A 14,893-nucleotide genomic window follows, 5' to 3' on the forward strand; every position below is an offset into this window, starting at 1 on the left:
GACACGGGGGCAGCCGGGGCAGGCGCGGCCTCCGGCGCGGGATCGGACAGCACCCGGTCCGCGTTCGCGACGGCTTCGCGCTCGAACCGGTCCGAGGGGTCGCTGACCCGGATCCCGCCCGGGGCCTCCGTTCCCTCCACCGGGCCGTTGCGCTGCTGGATCACATGGGTCAGCTCATGGGCCAGCGTGGTGCGGCCCTGCGGCGATCCGGGGTCGTAGGCGTCGCGCTGGAACACCACGTTGTTGCCCACGGTGTAGGCGTGCGCCCCGACGCCCTTGGCCGACTCGTGCGCGGCGGAGTCGTGGTGGACGCGCACGTCGGAGAAGTCGGCGCCCATCCGGCTCTCCATGTCCGTACGGGTGTCGGTGTCCAGGGGCGAACCGCCGGAGGAGACCACGTCGTGCACCGGCGACCGCTGTTCCTCGGCCTGCCCCGGCTGCCCCGCCGGCTCGGCCTGCTCGGCGGCGGGTTCGGCGGCCCCGGACCGGGAGCGCTGGACCATGGCCCCGATCGCCCCGTTGCCGGCCGTCCGCTGGAGCAGCCCCATCCCGGCCGCCCCGACCACATCGGCACGGCCCGTGGCGGCGGCCCGGAAGACGTGGCGGGCCTGCTCGCCGGACGCCTCCGCGGCGGTGTCGCCGCGCCGCTCATCGCGCTCGTGGGCCTGCTCCCGCCCACCGTGTCCGTGGTGTTCACCGTGATCGTGGTGTTCACCGTGCTCGTGGTGTTCCTGCTCGATGTCGTGCGCGTCCATGCTCATCTCTCCCCTGACCGCGCTGTCCTCGGCATTCCACGATTACGGCGCGTCCCCCGGGTCGTCCAGCCCGCGCCCCGGCCCGGCCGGGGCATCCGGAACTGCCTCATCGGGCAGCCCGGCGACACGGACGGGCGCGCGCACCGAGCCGCCCCGCTCCTCCTTGCTCCCTTACTCCCTTCGGCCGACAGGGGAGAGGCCATCGGCGCAGTACCGGTCGCCGTCGTCCGCCGTGCTCGCGATGATCGGCAGCATGACCACGAGCGACAGCGGCAAGGACATCACCCTGCGGATCGCCCAGAATCCGGAGGCCGACGAGCTTCTCGGCCGCAGCCCGCTGGCCGCTCTGGTCGGCATGCTGCTGGACCAACAGGTGCCGATGGAGTGGGCGTTCACGGGCCCGTACACCCTCGCGGAGCGCATGGGCTCCGACGACCTGGACGCGGGGCGGATCGCCGCCTACGACCCGGACGCCTTCACCGAGCTGTTCACCACCAAACCGGCTCTGCACCGCTACCCCGGCTCCATGGCCCAGCGGGTGCAGCAGCTGGGCCGCTTCCTGGTGGCGGAGTACGACGGCGACGCGAGCGCGGTGTGGCGGGACGCGGCGACCGGCGACGAGCTGCTGAAACGGCTCAACGCGCTGCCCGGCTTCGGCGAACAGAAGGCGCGGATCTTCCTGGCGCTGCTCGGCAAGCAGTTCGGCGTACGGCCGGCGGGGTGGCGTGAGGCCGCGGGTCCGTACGGGGAGGCCGGATCGCACCGGTCGGTGGCCGACATCACGGGCCCGGAGTCGCTCGTCGAGGTGCGCGCGTACAAGCAGGAGGCCAAGGCGGCGGCCAAAGCGGCGGCGAAGAAGCCGAGCGGACCCTCGCCCAGGAAGCCGGGCAGCTCATCACCCAAGAAGTCGGACGAGTGATTCACCCAAGGAGTCGGACGGGTGATCGGCCTGGTCCGGTGCTCGACCGAGAAGTGACGTGGTCGAGCGCCGGTTCAGGCCGACACCTCCCTCTCACCGATCGAATCCGGCCACATCTGTTCACAGGCGTCACCCCACTCGCTAGCTTTCGCAGCACATTTGTTCAGCCGTTCAGGTACTGAGCCGCTCGGAGCACCGGCGGTCCAGTACTGAGCCGCTCAGAGCACCAGCCGTTCAGACCGGAAGGACTCCTGTGCACGCAACACGTCGCAGAGCCATCGCTGTCGTGGCCGCCACCGCCCTGGCCACACCGCTCCTCCTGGCCGCGTCCCCGCACCCCGGACGCCCCGCGCCGCACGACCCCGGTAAGGAAGCGGCCAAGCTGTCGAAGGAGTTGGTGAGGAAGGCGTCCGCCCGCGACGCCTACCGCCACCTCCAGCAGTTCCAGGCGATAGCCGACTCGACCGACGGCCACCGCGCCGCCGGCTCACTGGGCCACGACGCCTCGGCGGCGTACGTCTACCGCCAGCTCCAGCGGGCCGGGTACAAGGTCTCGTACGAGAACTTCCGCTTCACCTACACGGAGACGCTGGCCGAGAAGCTCGCCGTGGTGACGCCGACGCCCCGCGACGTCACGATCAAGGCCATGACGTACACCCCGTCGACCGAGGTGGGCGGCCTGACGGCGGCGCTCGTCGCGGTGCCCGTCGACGGGACGACGGGCTGCGAGGCCACCGACTACGCGTCCACGACCTTCACCGGCAAGATCGCGCTGATCAAGCGCGGCGGCTGCTCCTTCGCCGAGAAGCAGGCGGCCGCCGCCGACGCGGGCGCGGCCGGGGCGGTCATCTACAACAACGTCGAGGGCGCCCTGTCCGGCACGCTCGGCGAGGTAGCGGCGGGCAGGATCCCGACCGGGGGCCTCACCCAGGCGGAGGGCGAGAAGCTGGCCGCCGACGTCGCGGGCGGCGAGGTCACGGTCTCCTTCGAGATCCGCGAGCTCCAGGAGGACCGGCCCACCCGCAACGTCATCGCCGAGACGCCCGGCGGCAGCACGGCACGGACGGTGATGCTCGGCGCCCACCTCGACTCGGTGACCGAGGGCCCCGGTATCAACGACAACGGCTCCGGCTCCGCCGGCCTGCTCGAAGTCGCCCTGGACCTGGCGAAGTCGAAGAGCAAGCCCGCCAACAAGGTGCGGTTCGCCTGGTGGTCGGCCGAGGAGAACGGCCTGATCGGCTCGGAGAAGTACGTCGCGGCGCTCTCCGAGAAGCAGCGCGAGCAGATCGCGCTCTATCTGAACTTCGACATGATCGCCTCGCCGAACGGCGTCCAGTTCGTCTTCGACGGCGACAACTCCGACGAGGTCGGCGAGGGCCCCGGCCCGGAGGGCTCGGCCCAACTGGAGCGTGACATCAACAAGTTCCTCGACGGCAAGGGGAAGCCGCACGACGGCACGGACTTCACCGGCCGCTCGGACTACGGACCGTTCATCGAGGTCGGCATCCCGTCCGGCGGTACGGACACCGGGGCGGAGGGCATCAAGACGGCGGCCCAGGCCGAGGTGTTCGGCGGCGAGGCGGGGATCGCGTACGACCCCTGCTACCACGCGGCCTGCGACGACCTGGACAACATCGACATGGGCCACTTCGACACCAACATCGACGTGATCGCCAACGCGGTCGGGACGTACGCCCACGACCTGCGCTCCCTGACCCGCCCGGTCACCCCCGGCACCGGCACGGGTACGCCCGGCAGCGGTGGCAGCGGCGGGGGCCTGCGCGAGGGTCACGGCCGGGTCGCGGAGTAGCAGCGGCAGCCCGAAACGGGTCCGTCCCGTAAGCGGCGGAACACGAGCCCGCGCGGTGGACCGGCAGTCGGCCCGGTGCGGAATCCCCACGGATTCCGCACCGGGCCCACGACAGCGCCCCCTCGCGAGCTCCCGCGACTCCCGCGCCCCCTGCCCAGATATCCAGCCCTATGCGGCGCTCTACGACTTTTGCACCGTCATCGCGGTGAGCTTGCCTGGCTGCGCCCGGTGGCCCTTGCCCGGTAGGCTTTCCGTGTGATCTTCAAGCGCATCGGAAATGGGAAGCCATACCCCGACCACGGCCGGGAAAGCACCCGACAGTGGGCGGATGTCGCGCCGCGTCCGGTTCGCCTGGACCAGCTCGTGACCACCAAGGGCCAGCTGGACCTGGAGACCCTCCTCGCCGAGGACTCCACTTTCTACGGCGACCTGTTCGCCCACGTCGTGAAGTGGCAGGGCGACCTCTATCTGGAGGACGGCCTGCACCGGGCGGTCCGGGCCGCGCTCCAGCAGCGCCAGGTGCTGCACGCCCGCGTCCTCGACCTGGGCTGACGCGGCCCCCGGCTGCCTGCGCGCACCTCCGCGAGGGCGCCCGCACACCCCACTCGGGTTCCACACCTCACCGACACCCAATTCGGGCCTTTCGGGTGTTTTCACGCTCATCCGGGTGTCATACGTTGATCATCTTGTACGCATGGACACGGGGTCGCACTACGCTGCCTCCATGAGCATGCTCACTCCCCCCGGCATGGGCGGAAAGTACCGCATCACGGGCGACGCCTATCCCCGTATGCGCCGCCCCCGGCACCGCCGCAGCCTGGTCCTCGCGGGCATCGGAGCCGTCGTCGCCCTCAGCCTGGCCGGCTGGGGCACGCTGCAGCTCATCGACGTCTTCACCGGCGGCGACAAGAGCGCCAGCGCGGCCGATCACCAGCGGGACTGCCCCACCCCCAAGCCGTCGGCGGCCCCTGCCAAGGGCCTGCCGAAACCGGCCGCCATCAAGGTCAACGTCTACAACGCGACGACGCGCAGCGGGCTGGCCAAGTCCGCCGCCGAGGAGCTCAAGAAACGCGGTTTCACCATCGGTGAGGTGGGCAACGCGACGAAGGCGTACGACAAGAAGGTGCCCGGCACGGGCGTGCTGCTCGGCGCACCGACCGCGACGAACGCCAGCTTCACGGTGCTCGGCTTCCAGCTGGCGGGCACGGTGCAGAAGACCGACACCCGCAGGACGGGTGAGGTCGACCTGATCCTCGGGACGAAGTTCAAGGCGTTCAGCACCCCGCAGGAGGCCACCGCCGCGATGGCGGCCCTGACGAAGCCGGCCCCGGCCCCGTCATCCTCCTGCTGAACCCCGCACACGCTCCTGCTGGACCCGCACACGATGGCGCGCCCCGCCCCGGCACCGTACGGATACGTACGACGCCGGAACGGGGCGCGTCATCGTGGAACGGCCCTGCCCGGGCCCTTGACGTCCGGAGCTACTCGGCCGTCCGAACCTGCTCGGCGCCCGGGTCCGCTCGGCGCCCGGGCGTCTATTCGGCCGTGCCGTACATCCGGTCGCCCGCGTCCCCGAGGCCCGGCACGATGTAGCCGTTCTCGTTGAGCCGCTCGTCGACGGAGGCGGTGACGACGGTGACCGGCGTCCCGGCCAGCTCGCGCTCCATCACCTCGACGCCCTCGGGCGCAGCGAGGAGGACGACGGCGGTGACATCGTCGGCCCCGCGCTTGATCAGCTCGCGGATGGCCGCGACCAGGGTGCCGCCGGTGGCCAGCATCGGGTCCAGGACGTAGACCTGGCGGCCGGAGAGGTCCTCGGGCATCCGGGTCGCGTACGTCTCCGCCTGGAGCGTCTCCTCGTTGCGGATCATGCCGAGGAAGCCCACTTCGGCGGTCGGCAGCAGCCGCACCATGCCGTCCAGCATGCCCAGACCGGCCCGCAGGATCGGGACGACCAGGGGCCGGGGGTGCGAGAGCTTCACCCCGGTCGTGGGCGTCACCGGGGTCTCGATGTCGACCAGCTCGGTACGCACATCCCTGGTGGCCTCGTAGGCGAGAAGGGTGACCAGCTCGTCGGCGAGCCGCCGGAAGGTCGGGGAGTCGGTGCGCTTGTCGCGCAGCGTGGTGAGTTTGTGCGCCACCAGCGGGTGGTCGACGACGTGGATCCGCATGTGTCAACAGTAACCGCGCCGCCCGGCACTCTGCGCTGGCATCAACCACCTGTTCGGGGGGAAGGTGGGGGCATACGGACCCAGCACTGGGGTGGTGTGTCGATGGCTGACGGGGAACTGCGGCGCGAGCCGGCCTCGCGCGGGCAGCGCGACGGGCGCGACGCCGAGGGCGCGGCGAGTGACGTCGAGGACGCGCAGGAGAGTGACGCCGCCCGCCGTCGTCGACGCGCCCAGTTCCTCCGTGAACTCCACGAGGCCAAGCAGCTGCGCGACCGCGTGCAGCCGCGCCGGGCCCGTGCGGCCCGTATGCGCCAACAGATGCGGATGCGCACGTTCCGTTGGTGAATCCTCCTCGTACCACCGGCGCACTCCCCCCGCCGAACCCCTCGTCAGGGCGACGGCCGACCAGGCACTCCTGGAACTGATGGCCGACGCAACGGCCGAAGAGGTCTCGCACGGCGCTTGTTTCTGCCACGATGCCGGTTGGGCGGGGCGCAGGACGGACGGATCACCGTTCGCCCTCCCGCCGGACCGATTCGCCTATGACCAGTGGGAGAGTCACGGTGTACTTCGCCGCACTGCTCGCGCGCACCGAAGACGGGTGGGAAGCGAGCGATACAGAGCTCGACGATGTGGAGACCCTGTCCGATCTGACAGATCTGGCCCGGGAGGCCTCGGTGGACGAGGACACGGTCCTGGTCTACATCGAGCAGGAGGACGCCTGGTTCGGCGTCGTCCGGGTGGATGGTGAGGAGGACCCCCGAATCTACGTCTCGGACGCGTCCGCCGCCGCCCGCTCCTCGTACGGGGAGATCCTGCTCACCGACGAAGTGCTCGGCCGCGAACCAGGGGCCGAGGACGAGATCGCCGCCCTGGAGGAGCTCGTCGACCTCGACGGCACCGAGGACGGCGAACCGGAACGGTCCGCCCCCGCGGCCGTCGACCCGGACGAGGACGGCCCCGACCCGGACGCCGTGCCGGCGGGGCCGATCGGCGAGCTCGGGATCCTCGCCGACCTCGGGATGTCCGAGAAGGAGCTGCTCACCCTGCAGACCGACGCACTCTCCGAGATCGCGGACGCCGTGGGAGCGGCGGAGGTCCTGGAGTCGGTCCGCTAGCCGGCGGCCCGTACACCTCCCCTCCACCACCCTCTCCTTTCCCTCCTCCTGTCCCGTCCCCCCTGTCCGTTAAGGTCCCGCAGGTGACCGCACGACCGCCGGACCCTTCACCCGAGCCCGCCCCGGATCCCGTACGCGTACCCGAGCCCGACCCCGTACGCGACCCCTGGCAGGCACCGATGCGCCGCGCCCTGGCCGAGGCCGGGCGGGCGGCGTCGGCCGGCGATGTGCCGGTCGGCGCCGTCGTCCTCGGCCCCGACGGCGCCGAGCTGGCCGCCGCCCACAACGAACGCGAGGCCACCGGCGACCCGACCGCGCACGCCGAGGTCCTGGCCCTGCGCCGGGCGGCCGAGACCCACGGCGAGTGGCGCCTGACCGGCTGCACGCTGGTGGTCACCCTGGAGCCCTGCACGATGTGCGCGGGCGCCCTGGTCCAGTCCCGTATCGCCCGGGTCGTCTACGGAGCCCGCGACGAGAAGGCGGGCGCGGCCGGCTCCCTCTGGGACGTCGTCCGCGACCGCCGGCTCAACCACCGCCCGGAGGTGATCGGCGGCGTCCTGGAGGACGAGTGCGCCGAGCAACTGACGGCCTTCTTCCGCGCGCTCTGACCGGTACGGCCCCGCCACCCGACCAGGTGAGGCCCCGCTCCCGAGAACCGATTTCTGTCCACACCCCGCGATGGTCTAAGCTCTCTCTCGGTAGCGTGTCCGAGCGGCCGAAGGAGCTCGCCTCGAAAGCGAGTGTGGCGTAACCCGTCACCGTGGGTTCAAATCCCACCGCTACCGCTCTTACACCCCCTTGATCCGCGGAAACGCGGTCAAGGGGGTTTTTGCGTGCGACCCCTGACGCACGGCCGTAGGAACGCGGCGGGACAACGGTCCTACTCCCCGGTCGCGTCACGTGGGGCCCGCCGCCTCTCGGTCGAACGACGGGGCCTTCACTAGCGGCCTGGGCACAGGAGTACCTCGGCGGCCCGTCAGTCCGTGGTCGGCAGCGCGTTCTCCAGGAGAATCTCCGCCGCCGCCCGCGCGTGCCGGCCGTAGTCCGCCTCGCCCAGCACCATGGCGCGGCTGGCGGCGCCGTCCGCGAGGGTCACGAGCTGCTCGGCGAGGACGGTGGGCCGGCGGCAGCCCATTTCCGCTACCAGGTCGGCCACCAGTCGCACCATCAGCAGTTTCTGTTCGCGGGCGTAGGAGTGCACCGCGCTCCGGGGGTCGGGGAACTCCACGGCAGCGTCGATGAACGGACACCCGCGCACTGGATCAGTGCCCGCGGGGAGCGGATCGAACAGCGCGAGGATCCTCTCCTTGGCGGAGTCCTCCTCGCGTACCAGCGCGCCCTCCAGAGTGCGCCCCGTCGAGGCGAGGTCCTTCAGGTGGGCGAGGACCAGGTCGTCCTTGGTCCGGAAGTGTGCGTAGAGGGTGCGTTTGGACACCGGCGCCCGCTCCGCGATCTGCTCCATGCCGGTCGCGTTGATCCCCTGGGCCGCGAACAGTTCGGCTGCGGCGGCCAGGATGCGCTCCCGCCCTCCGCGCCCCTGCCGTCTCGATGCCGTCGTCACCGTGGTCATGACGCAAGTATACGCACCCGTTTACTTAAGAGGGAACGACTGGGTACAGTTCCTCCAGGTAAACGCCTGCGTTTACTTACGTCATTCCGAGGAGAGTTTCATGAGCGGACCGGTCTTCACCCACGTACGTACGAGCGAGACGCCTGCCGGCGGAACGCAGACGGGCGGGATCCGAGCGGGGGAGTACGCCGAGCAGCTGATGCGCGGGCGCCGCGCGACCCGCGCGTTCCGACCCGATCCGGTGCCCGAGGACGTTCTGCGCGCGGTCTTCTCCCTCGCCGGTACAGCACCGTCCAACTCCAACGCGCAGCCGTGGCGGGTCGAGGTCGTCGGCGGCGCACGGCGAGACCGTCTGGCCGAGGCCCTACGGGCGGCCCACACCGGGCGACGCGTCACGGCCGACTACCCGTACTCCGAGGACATGTACGCCCCCGTCCACCAGGAACGGCGGGCCGCCTTCGGCGCCGGCCTGTACGGAGCGCTCGGCATCGGCCCCGACGACCACCCGGCCCGCGCCGCCTACGACGCGGAGAGCATGGGTTTCTACGGAGCCCCCCACGCCGCGTTTCTGTTCGTCACCGGCGACGGCGGGCCGCGACTGGCCGCCGACGTCGGCGCCTACCTGCAGACGCTGCTGCTGGCCATGACCGCGTACGGCGTGGCCAGTTGCCCGCAGGGCCTGCTCAGCTTCTACGCGGACACCGTCCGCGACGAACTCCACGTGGACGGAGGGAAGCTCCTCGTGGGCATCTCCTTCGGCTACGCGGACGAGATCGCGCCGGTGAACCAGCTCGCGACCGACCGGGCCGCCTTGGAGGCGACCACCACCTTCCACAGCTAGGGTCCGTCGCGAAATCGCTGGTCACCACCCCTTCCGGGCCGGATGGCCTCGGCCGGGTCCCGCAGCCAGACCTGCTGGCCCCGGCCGGTCACGGTCAGCCCGAATTGCCCGGCACCGGGTCGCCCCACCGACTCGTACTCCCACCAGACCTGCTCGATCTCCTCCCACAGGAACCCGGGCCCGTACTGCCACACCTCCTCCCCCGAGGCAGCCGTCGCGGCACCCCCGTCCTCCCGGGTCACCCATACCCGCGCACCCTCGGCGGTGTTCTGATGGACGAGCCGCACGCCGGGCAGCCGCGCACCCGCATACAGCGCGAACCCGAGGTCGAGGAGGTGGGCGGGATCCAGCCCGGCCGCGCGTGCTCTTCCCTTGCCCCGCACGTCGTGGAGATCGGGCACGCGATGGGCTCGCATCGGCATGTACGTGGCCCCGCCGCAGAACGGCCCCACCGCCGTGCCGTCATCCTTAACACGGAGCTGGACCAGCGCCCCGGACCAGAACCCCCGGGCCAGCGGGGCCACGACGACCCCACCGGGCCGGACCTGCCGGAGCAGCGCGTACGGGACGTACCGCAACGCGCAGGTGGCGATCAGCCGGTCGACGGGCCCGAGGCCGGGCCACGGTTGCTCACCGTCCCCGACCCGCAGGTGCGGCCGGTACCCGGCCTGCGCGAGCGCGTCGGCCGCCTGCCGGGCCACGACCGGATCCAGCTCGACGCTGTGGACCAGGTCGTCGCCGAGCCGTTCGCAGAGCAACGCGGAGACATACCCGGTGCCGGTCCCGATCTCCAGCACCCGCTGCCCGTGCTCGACTTCGAGGAGCGTGAGCATCCGGGCCACCATCGAGGGCATCGAGTTCGACGACGTCGCGACCCCGGGCCCGCCCAGAGCCCCGTCGTCGAGCTGGGTCACGACCGGCTCGTCGCTGTTCACCAACGCCGGCCACGCATCCGCCCCCACCACCGGCTCACACCGGTCGGGCAACTGCCGCCACACATCCGCCGGAACAAACCGACTGCGCGGCACGGCCTCGAACACCCGCCGCCAGCCGGCAGAGAGCAGCCCACGATCAGCCAACTCCTGCACCAACGCCGGATAGGTGGACACCTGGGGAACCGCGCTCACCACTGCGGGACACACTGAGGACCGCTGCCGTCCGGAGACGGCTTCGGCTCCGACGGCGGCGACCACGGCCTGTCCGACGGCGCCCCACCATGTTTACCGGCATCGGCCATTACGGGGTCAGCGATCATCATTCATCTCCTCTGTTCTGTGGAACGGTTCGATCGGCAGGGTTGTGCAGCCGGTAGATCCCGTACGGCGGAAAGAGATCGACCCGGCGGGGGCAACCACCCTCGGCGCACGCCCGGCACAGCAGATCCCGACCTTCCTCTATGCGCCGCACGGCGGTGGCTGGCGCGCGCCAACACGCCTCACACGTACGGACATCTGCAACCGAGAGGTTGATACTCATCCGGCTTCCCGCAGAGCGGTGACCGCCGCGTGGCACGGGCAGACGCAGTCCGGCCGTAGGCAGAGGGCGTGCACGCCGGCCAGGTCCGTCACCAAGGCACTGCGGCAAGCAACGCCGTACGGACCGTCCGCCCCCGCCGACAACCCGTCCAGCCCGGCGCCCGCACCCCCGGTCGCATCGGCGGCCGTGATCGGATCACCACGCCACAGCAACGTCACCTCATGCTCCGGACAGTAGGCACCCGACTCGTCCTCGACCGGAAAGTCATACGCGTCGCCTTCCGCGAAGCACCTCATCCGCGCCGCACCTCTCGCCAGGCACGACCAAGATGGACAGCAGTCGGACAAGGGGCTCCGGCACGGCAGATGGGGCAGCGCTGGGTGTGGCCGAGCCAAGTCCGGCACGCCCTTTCGCCGCTGCGTTGCCGTCGCCTCTCGCTTACGCCGGACACAACGCCCCCGCTGGGGCAGACACCGAAACGGCGAGCACGCGCACGATACGGTCGGCGCACGCCTTGGCTCATCCCCGCTCGCCGATCTCGTAGGAGAAGCTTGGGGGGCCGTGCAGAGGATTCGTGGCGTGCAGTCGAAGTTCGGGTTCGAGGCCAGCAACCCGCAATCCGCGATTGCGCAGGTGCCCCACCAGTCTTTGCAGGTCAGTAGCGTGCATGCCTCGACGGTCTCAACTGGCTCCAGGCTTCGGGATCTGACAACCTATGACACGGAGTGGATCATGAGGACGGTGACGATCACGGGTACTCGTGAGACGGGCCACAAGTCCCTCGCCGAGTACGCCGACCTGTTCGAGCAGCACCTCGGACCCTTCGTTCCGGCGGCCCACTTCTACCTGGGCGGTGCCGTGGGCATCGACTCTCTCGCCCTTCTCTGGCTAGCCGACCGGACCACGGCGGCCATCACTGTCGTCGCGCCGGGCACCCTGAACCAGCAGCCGGCCGAGGCTCGTGAGGCCGTCGCTCGTGCGAGGGGCCGCATCACAGAGATCGTGGAACTCACCGCAGCCGAACTCCGTTCCCCGGCCTACCACGCACGAAACCGGTGGATGGTCGACCGCACGTCGATGACCATCGGATTCCCTCACGCCACGGAGCCGTCGACCGGCACCTGGCAGACGATCAACTACACAGCAGAGCAGGGAAAGCCACGACTGATCGTGCCGGTGTAGCAACGCACGGTCGCGGGCTGCGTCACTATGGACGTATGGGCAACCGGGCCGCGGGGGCGGCAACGCTGAAACGTCTACGGCACAGCCGCGGCCTCTCCCTGGCCGGTACCGCTTGGGTGCTCTCCCAGACTGCCATGGCCCTGCATCACCCGCGGCTGCCCGCCGTGACGAGTGTTCAGCGATCCGTTGCCCGATGGGAGTCGGCAGCGCCGACGCTGCCCGACGAGCGGTATCAGCTCCTTCTCGCTCACCTCTACGCCCGCACCCCGGCCGGACAGATGTCCGTAGGTCCCGGGTCCGACCTGGCCGAGCTGCTCGGGGCGCTGCTCGATCTCGGCGAGAGCGAGTCCCGCGTCGCTGTTCTGCGCACCGCGCTCGTCCGTACGGCGACGGATACCGGCGGCGCGCTGGCCTTGCTCTCCACACCTCTGCAGGCCGGTCTTTCCACTGCACTGGCCGACCCCGGCCAGGTGACCGAGGAGACCGTGGCCGGGCTCGGTGCGGTCGTGGCCGACATCAACGCGCAAGTGGGCGCGGTGCCAATGGTCCGTCTGCAACTTCTGCTCACGCCCGTGATCGACGCGTGCCGCCGTCTGCAGGCAGGGGCACTTCCCGACCCGCTGGTTGGTCACGTCCGTGCGGTCACCGTCGCGGCGTGTTCCCTGGCCGGCCGCCTGGCGTTCGAGAACAGGGACGATCAGGCTTCACGCTCTCTGTACGCCACAGCAGCCGCGCAGGCCGAGCAGTTCGGACCAACATGGCGACAGGCATCGGTGCACATGAGTCATGCCCTCGTGACGCTCTACTCATCATCCGACCTCTCTGACGCCCAGCGGCTCGTCGACCGAGCGGTGCGTGCGACGCGCACGGGGGACAGCGTCCGGGTACGGGCACGGGCGCACGCGCTCCAGGCCGAGGTCGCCGCGCGGGCGGGGCTGGAGCGGCAGGCACAGTCGGCGCTCGGGTTGGCTTGGTACGACATCGAGAGGCAGACCAGTGGCGATCCGTCGGGCAGCAGCTTCTCGGCGGGGCACCTGCGGGGGTTCGAGGGGGTGTGCGAGCTGTACGTCGGTGATCCTTCGGTCGCACATGATCGGTTCGCTGTTTCGGCAGCCGCGTTGGTCGCTCCTCGGGAGCAGGTGCAGCGCGCGATCGTGAGGACCGATCAGGCCCTTGCCCGCATTCGGATGGGGGATCCTCGGTCGGCTGCTGAGCTGCTGCACGAGTGCGTGCTCTCGGCTACGGCGACCGGCGGGCGTGTGCCGGCGATTCGACTGCGGAGGGCCAGGACGGAGTTGCGGCCATGGCGACGTGAGGACTTCGTCACCGACCTGGACGATCACTTGATGGACGTGCTGGGGACATGACGTTTGGCGGCCACTGCCCGAACGTACTCGCCTGGCGGTGGTGCGAAGGCCGGTTCCCCCTTCATCATGCGGTCACGATCCCGGTCAGGTCCGTGAGGGAGTCGATCACCCAGTCGGCAGGCGGTGCACTTGGTTGTCACCGCTCCACAGGTGTCCCCAAGGGCCGCGTCGGACGTGTGCGGTGCCTGACCTCACGGATCGACCGGATCGCGGCGGCGCACCAGGCGCCGCCTCACAACTCCCGATCAGGGCACGCAGATCCGCCTCGCCGAGGTGTGAGAGGAGAGGGTCGTGGCTGACGACCTGTCCGCGGTGGGCCGCTTCCTGTACGAGGCGGGCACGCTCAAGCAGACGCGGCGCACCGGGTGGTGGATGGCCGGGGTACGTGATCCCGAGAGCGTTGCCGAGCACTCGTGGCGTACGGCGCTGATCGCCACGATCATCGCGAAGCTGGAGGGCGCGGACCCCGCCCGCGCCGCCTACCTCGCCGTCTGGCACGACACACAGGAGACCCGGACCGGCGACGTGAACCACCTCGGGAAGAAGTACGCGCCCGCCGGCGACCCGCAGGAAGTCACCGCCGACCAGACGGCCGGCATGCCCGAAGTGCTGGCCTCGGCGGTCCGCGAACTGGTCGCGGAGTACGAGGCCAAGGAGTCGCCGGAGGCCGTCTGCGCTCGGGACGCAGACAAGCTGGAGTGCATGCTCCAGGGCATCGAGTACAAGGCCCAGGGCTACGAGAACGCCCAGCGATGGATCGACAACAGCCGCTCCCGCCTCGTCACCGACACCGCCAACCGCCTGGCCGACGAACTGCTGGGGCAAGGAAGCCTCGACTGGCTGCGCGCCGCCCTGGGCGAGGGCGAGAAGTAGCCCTCCCTCGAAGCTCGGATCCCGAGCCCTGAGCTTCGGGCTTCGGGACGGTCGGGTCACTCTTCCGGGGGTACGTGAATGAGGCCCGGGCCCGAAGCTCGGGTGCCGGGACTCGGGGGTCGGGATGCGGGACCCGGGGTTCGAGCGCCTTCTTTAACCGGTAGGTAGAAGAAGGGTTTTGGGAAAACCTCCCCACCTACCCACCCCCGATGCGACCAGCAAATATGACTAATCGTGACAGCTTGCGGCGCAGCGTCACGACTGCCTACGGTGCGAGAACCAAACGACCCCGACGCGGTGTTGGAAGCACCAGGCCGGGGTCTCACCGCAAGATCGCAACCCTAGAAAGACGATCCCGTGGCTACCCAGCACACTAGCTTCGCCCTGCCCGCCCCCGCACGCTCCGCCGCGTACCCGATGGCCAAGCCCGGCTACGGCAAACGCTCCGCGCCGGACCAATGCCCGCGTACGCCCCAGGACTTCGCGCTGCCGCCTGCCCGCGAGCGTTACGTCGCCGGGTTCGTCGACCACCTCCCCGAGGGCGCCGCGATGAGCGTGAAGACCCTGGCCAAGCAGCTCCCGCTCTACGGCCAGCAGGCCATCTCCACGTCCCTGACCGGCCTGTCCGTCGCCGGGCACCTACGGCGCGTCCGGTGCGCGGTCGGCGCGGGCGACGAGACCCGCTGGGTCTTCCGCACCTTCTGGTCCCGCACCGCCCGCGACAACGAGTGGTGGAACACCTACCTCGCCACCGAGCAGGCCGCCCTGGCCACCGCCCCCGTACCCGAAGCCACCGACCCCGACACGGCCC

The 14,893-nt window shown here is 70.5% G+C and carries 16 protein-coding genes, 1 tRNA gene and 1 pseudogene; 13 read left to right on the forward strand and 5 right to left on the reverse strand.

Annotated elements, in window-relative coordinates; genetic code table 11:
* The coding region (locus HET64_RS26215; RefSeq protein ID WP_215109610.1) for a DUF4157 domain-containing protein at nucleotides 1-761 on the reverse strand (761 nt) is incomplete at its 3' end.
* Between the two features lie 247 nt (nucleotides 762-1,008).
* Between HET64_RS26215 and HET64_RS26220 the strand changes: the two genes are divergently transcribed.
* The 4 genes from HET64_RS26220 to HET64_RS26235 all read left to right on the forward strand — a co-directional run bounded on the left by HET64_RS26220 (nucleotide 1,009) and on the right by HET64_RS26235 (nucleotide 4,835).
* Nucleotides 1,009-1,674, forward strand: a complete 666-nt coding sequence (locus tag HET64_RS26220; protein WP_215109611.1) for an HhH-GPD-type base excision DNA repair protein — start codon at nucleotides 1,009-1,011, stop codon at nucleotides 1,672-1,674.
* A gap of 253 nt (nucleotides 1,675-1,927) precedes the next feature.
* Nucleotides 1,928-3,484, forward strand: coding sequence for a M28 family metallopeptidase (locus HET64_RS26225; protein ID WP_308370383.1), 1,557 nt, complete (start codon nucleotides 1,928-1,930; stop codon nucleotides 3,482-3,484).
* A 255-nt stretch (nucleotides 3,485-3,739) separates the two neighbouring features.
* Nucleotides 3,740-4,036: a type II toxin-antitoxin system VapB family antitoxin gene (locus HET64_RS26230; RefSeq protein ID WP_003967677.1), complete on the forward strand. Its 297-nt coding sequence runs from the start codon at nucleotides 3,740-3,742 to the stop codon at nucleotides 4,034-4,036.
* 196 nt (nucleotides 4,037-4,232) lie between these two features.
* Nucleotides 4,233-4,835, forward strand: coding sequence for a LytR C-terminal domain-containing protein (locus HET64_RS26235; protein WP_215109627.1), 603 nt, complete (start codon nucleotides 4,233-4,235; stop codon nucleotides 4,833-4,835).
* Nucleotides 4,836-5,019: 184 nt separating this feature from the next.
* Here HET64_RS26235 and upp read toward each other — a convergent pair whose 3' ends face one another.
* Nucleotides 5,020-5,655, reverse strand: coding sequence for a uracil phosphoribosyltransferase (gene upp, locus HET64_RS26240; RefSeq protein ID WP_215109612.1), 636 nt, complete (start codon nucleotides 5,653-5,655; stop codon nucleotides 5,020-5,022).
* A gap of 102 nt (nucleotides 5,656-5,757) precedes the next feature.
* On the opposite strand from upp, the gene HET64_RS26245 reads away from it, so the two are divergent.
* From HET64_RS26245 to HET64_RS26260, 4 genes are all read left to right on the forward strand, one after another.
* Complete coding sequence (locus HET64_RS26245; RefSeq protein ID WP_215109613.1) at nucleotides 5,758-6,000, forward strand: hypothetical protein; 243 nt, start codon at nucleotides 5,758-5,760, stop codon at nucleotides 5,998-6,000.
* Between the two features lie 218 nt (nucleotides 6,001-6,218).
* The gene (locus HET64_RS26250) at nucleotides 6,219-6,773 is read left to right on the forward strand and encodes a hypothetical protein (protein WP_215109629.1); all 555 of its coding nucleotides are present in this window, start codon (nucleotides 6,219-6,221) and stop codon (nucleotides 6,771-6,773) included.
* Nucleotides 6,774-6,952: 179 nt separating this feature from the next.
* Nucleotides 6,953-7,381, forward strand: coding sequence for a tRNA adenosine(34) deaminase TadA (gene tadA / locus HET64_RS26255; protein ID WP_215109630.1), 429 nt, complete (start codon nucleotides 6,953-6,955; stop codon nucleotides 7,379-7,381).
* Between the two features lie 89 nt (nucleotides 7,382-7,470).
* Nucleotides 7,471-7,558, forward strand: a tRNA-Ser gene (locus HET64_RS26260).
* Nucleotides 7,559-7,749: 191 nt separating this feature from the next.
* Here the strand turns inward: HET64_RS26260 and HET64_RS26265 are convergent.
* Complete coding sequence (locus HET64_RS26265) at nucleotides 7,750-8,343, reverse strand: TetR/AcrR family transcriptional regulator (RefSeq protein ID WP_215109614.1); 594 nt, start codon at nucleotides 8,341-8,343, stop codon at nucleotides 7,750-7,752.
* Nucleotides 8,344-8,542: 199 nt separating this feature from the next.
* Here HET64_RS26265 and HET64_RS26270 point away from each other — a divergent pair, with 199 nt between their 5' ends.
* Nucleotides 8,543-9,184 (forward strand): nitroreductase, encoded by a 642-nt coding sequence (locus HET64_RS26270; RefSeq protein WP_251145895.1) that lies wholly within the window; start codon nucleotides 8,543-8,545, stop codon nucleotides 9,182-9,184.
* Here the strand turns inward: HET64_RS26270 and HET64_RS26275 are convergent.
* Both HET64_RS26275 and HET64_RS39255 read right to left on the reverse strand, forming a co-directional pair.
* On the reverse strand, nucleotides 9,181-10,311 hold the full coding sequence (locus tag HET64_RS26275) for a methyltransferase domain-containing protein (protein ID WP_215109619.1): 1,131 nt from the start codon (nucleotides 10,309-10,311) through the stop codon (nucleotides 9,181-9,183). The two genes, HET64_RS26270 and HET64_RS26275, sit on opposite strands and share 4 nt — an antisense overlap.
* 127 nt (nucleotides 10,312-10,438) lie before the next feature.
* On the reverse strand, nucleotides 10,439-10,660 hold the full coding sequence (locus HET64_RS39255; RefSeq protein ID WP_251145892.1) for a hypothetical protein: 222 nt from the start codon (nucleotides 10,658-10,660) through the stop codon (nucleotides 10,439-10,441).
* Between the two features lie 579 nt (nucleotides 10,661-11,239).
* On the opposite strand from HET64_RS39255, the gene HET64_RS26280 reads away from it, so the two are divergent.
* From HET64_RS26280 to HET64_RS26295, 4 genes and pseudogenes are all read left to right on the forward strand, one after another.
* Complete coding sequence (locus HET64_RS26280; RefSeq protein WP_308370384.1) at nucleotides 11,240-11,842, forward strand: DNA-processing protein DprA; 603 nt, start codon at nucleotides 11,240-11,242, stop codon at nucleotides 11,840-11,842.
* Nucleotides 11,843-11,877: 35 nt separating this feature from the next.
* The gene (locus HET64_RS26285; RefSeq protein ID WP_215109621.1) at nucleotides 11,878-13,209 is read left to right on the forward strand and encodes a hypothetical protein; all 1,332 of its coding nucleotides are present in this window, start codon (nucleotides 11,878-11,880) and stop codon (nucleotides 13,207-13,209) included.
* A 291-nt stretch (nucleotides 13,210-13,500) separates the two neighbouring features.
* Nucleotides 13,501-14,082: an HD domain-containing protein gene (locus HET64_RS26290; protein ID WP_215109623.1), complete on the forward strand. Its 582-nt coding sequence runs from the start codon at nucleotides 13,501-13,503 to the stop codon at nucleotides 14,080-14,082.
* Nucleotides 14,083-14,439: 357 nt separating this feature from the next.
* Nucleotides 14,440-14,893 (forward strand): annotated as a pseudogene (locus HET64_RS26295) (MarR family transcriptional regulator); the annotation flags it as partial.

The sequence above is a fragment of the Streptomyces sp. McG3 genome, assembly GCF_018619185.1.
Classification (GTDB): Bacteria; Actinomycetota; Actinomycetes; order Streptomycetales; family Streptomycetaceae; genus Streptomyces.

What these genes read in the sequence shown, in the direction of transcription:
- HET64_RS39255 (WP_251145892.1), bottom strand. Translation starts at nt 10,660, where the DNA reads ATGAGTATCAACCTCTCGGTTGCAGATGTCCGTACGTGTGAGGCGTGT.
- HET64_RS26235 (WP_215109627.1), top strand. Translation starts at nt 4,233, where the DNA reads ATGGGCGGAAAGTACCGCATCACGGGCGACGCCTATCCCCGTATGCGC.
- upp (WP_215109612.1), bottom strand. Translation starts at nt 5,655, where the DNA reads ATGCGGATCCACGTCGTCGACCACCCGCTGGTGGCGCACAAACTCACC.
- HET64_RS26285 (WP_215109621.1), top strand. Translation starts at nt 11,878, where the DNA reads ATGGGCAACCGGGCCGCGGGGGCGGCAACGCTGAAACGTCTACGGCAC.
- HET64_RS26265 (WP_215109614.1), bottom strand. Translation starts at nt 8,343, where the DNA reads ATGACCACGGTGACGACGGCATCGAGACGGCAGGGGCGCGGAGGGCGG.
- tadA (WP_215109630.1), top strand. Translation starts at nt 6,953, where the DNA reads ATGCGCCGCGCCCTGGCCGAGGCCGGGCGGGCGGCGTCGGCCGGCGAT.
- HET64_RS26270 (WP_251145895.1), top strand. Translation starts at nt 8,543, where the DNA reads ATGCGCGGGCGCCGCGCGACCCGCGCGTTCCGACCCGATCCGGTGCCC.
- HET64_RS26245 (WP_215109613.1), top strand. Translation starts at nt 5,758, where the DNA reads ATGGCTGACGGGGAACTGCGGCGCGAGCCGGCCTCGCGCGGGCAGCGC.
- HET64_RS26220 (WP_215109611.1), top strand. Translation starts at nt 1,009, where the DNA reads ATGACCACGAGCGACAGCGGCAAGGACATCACCCTGCGGATCGCCCAG.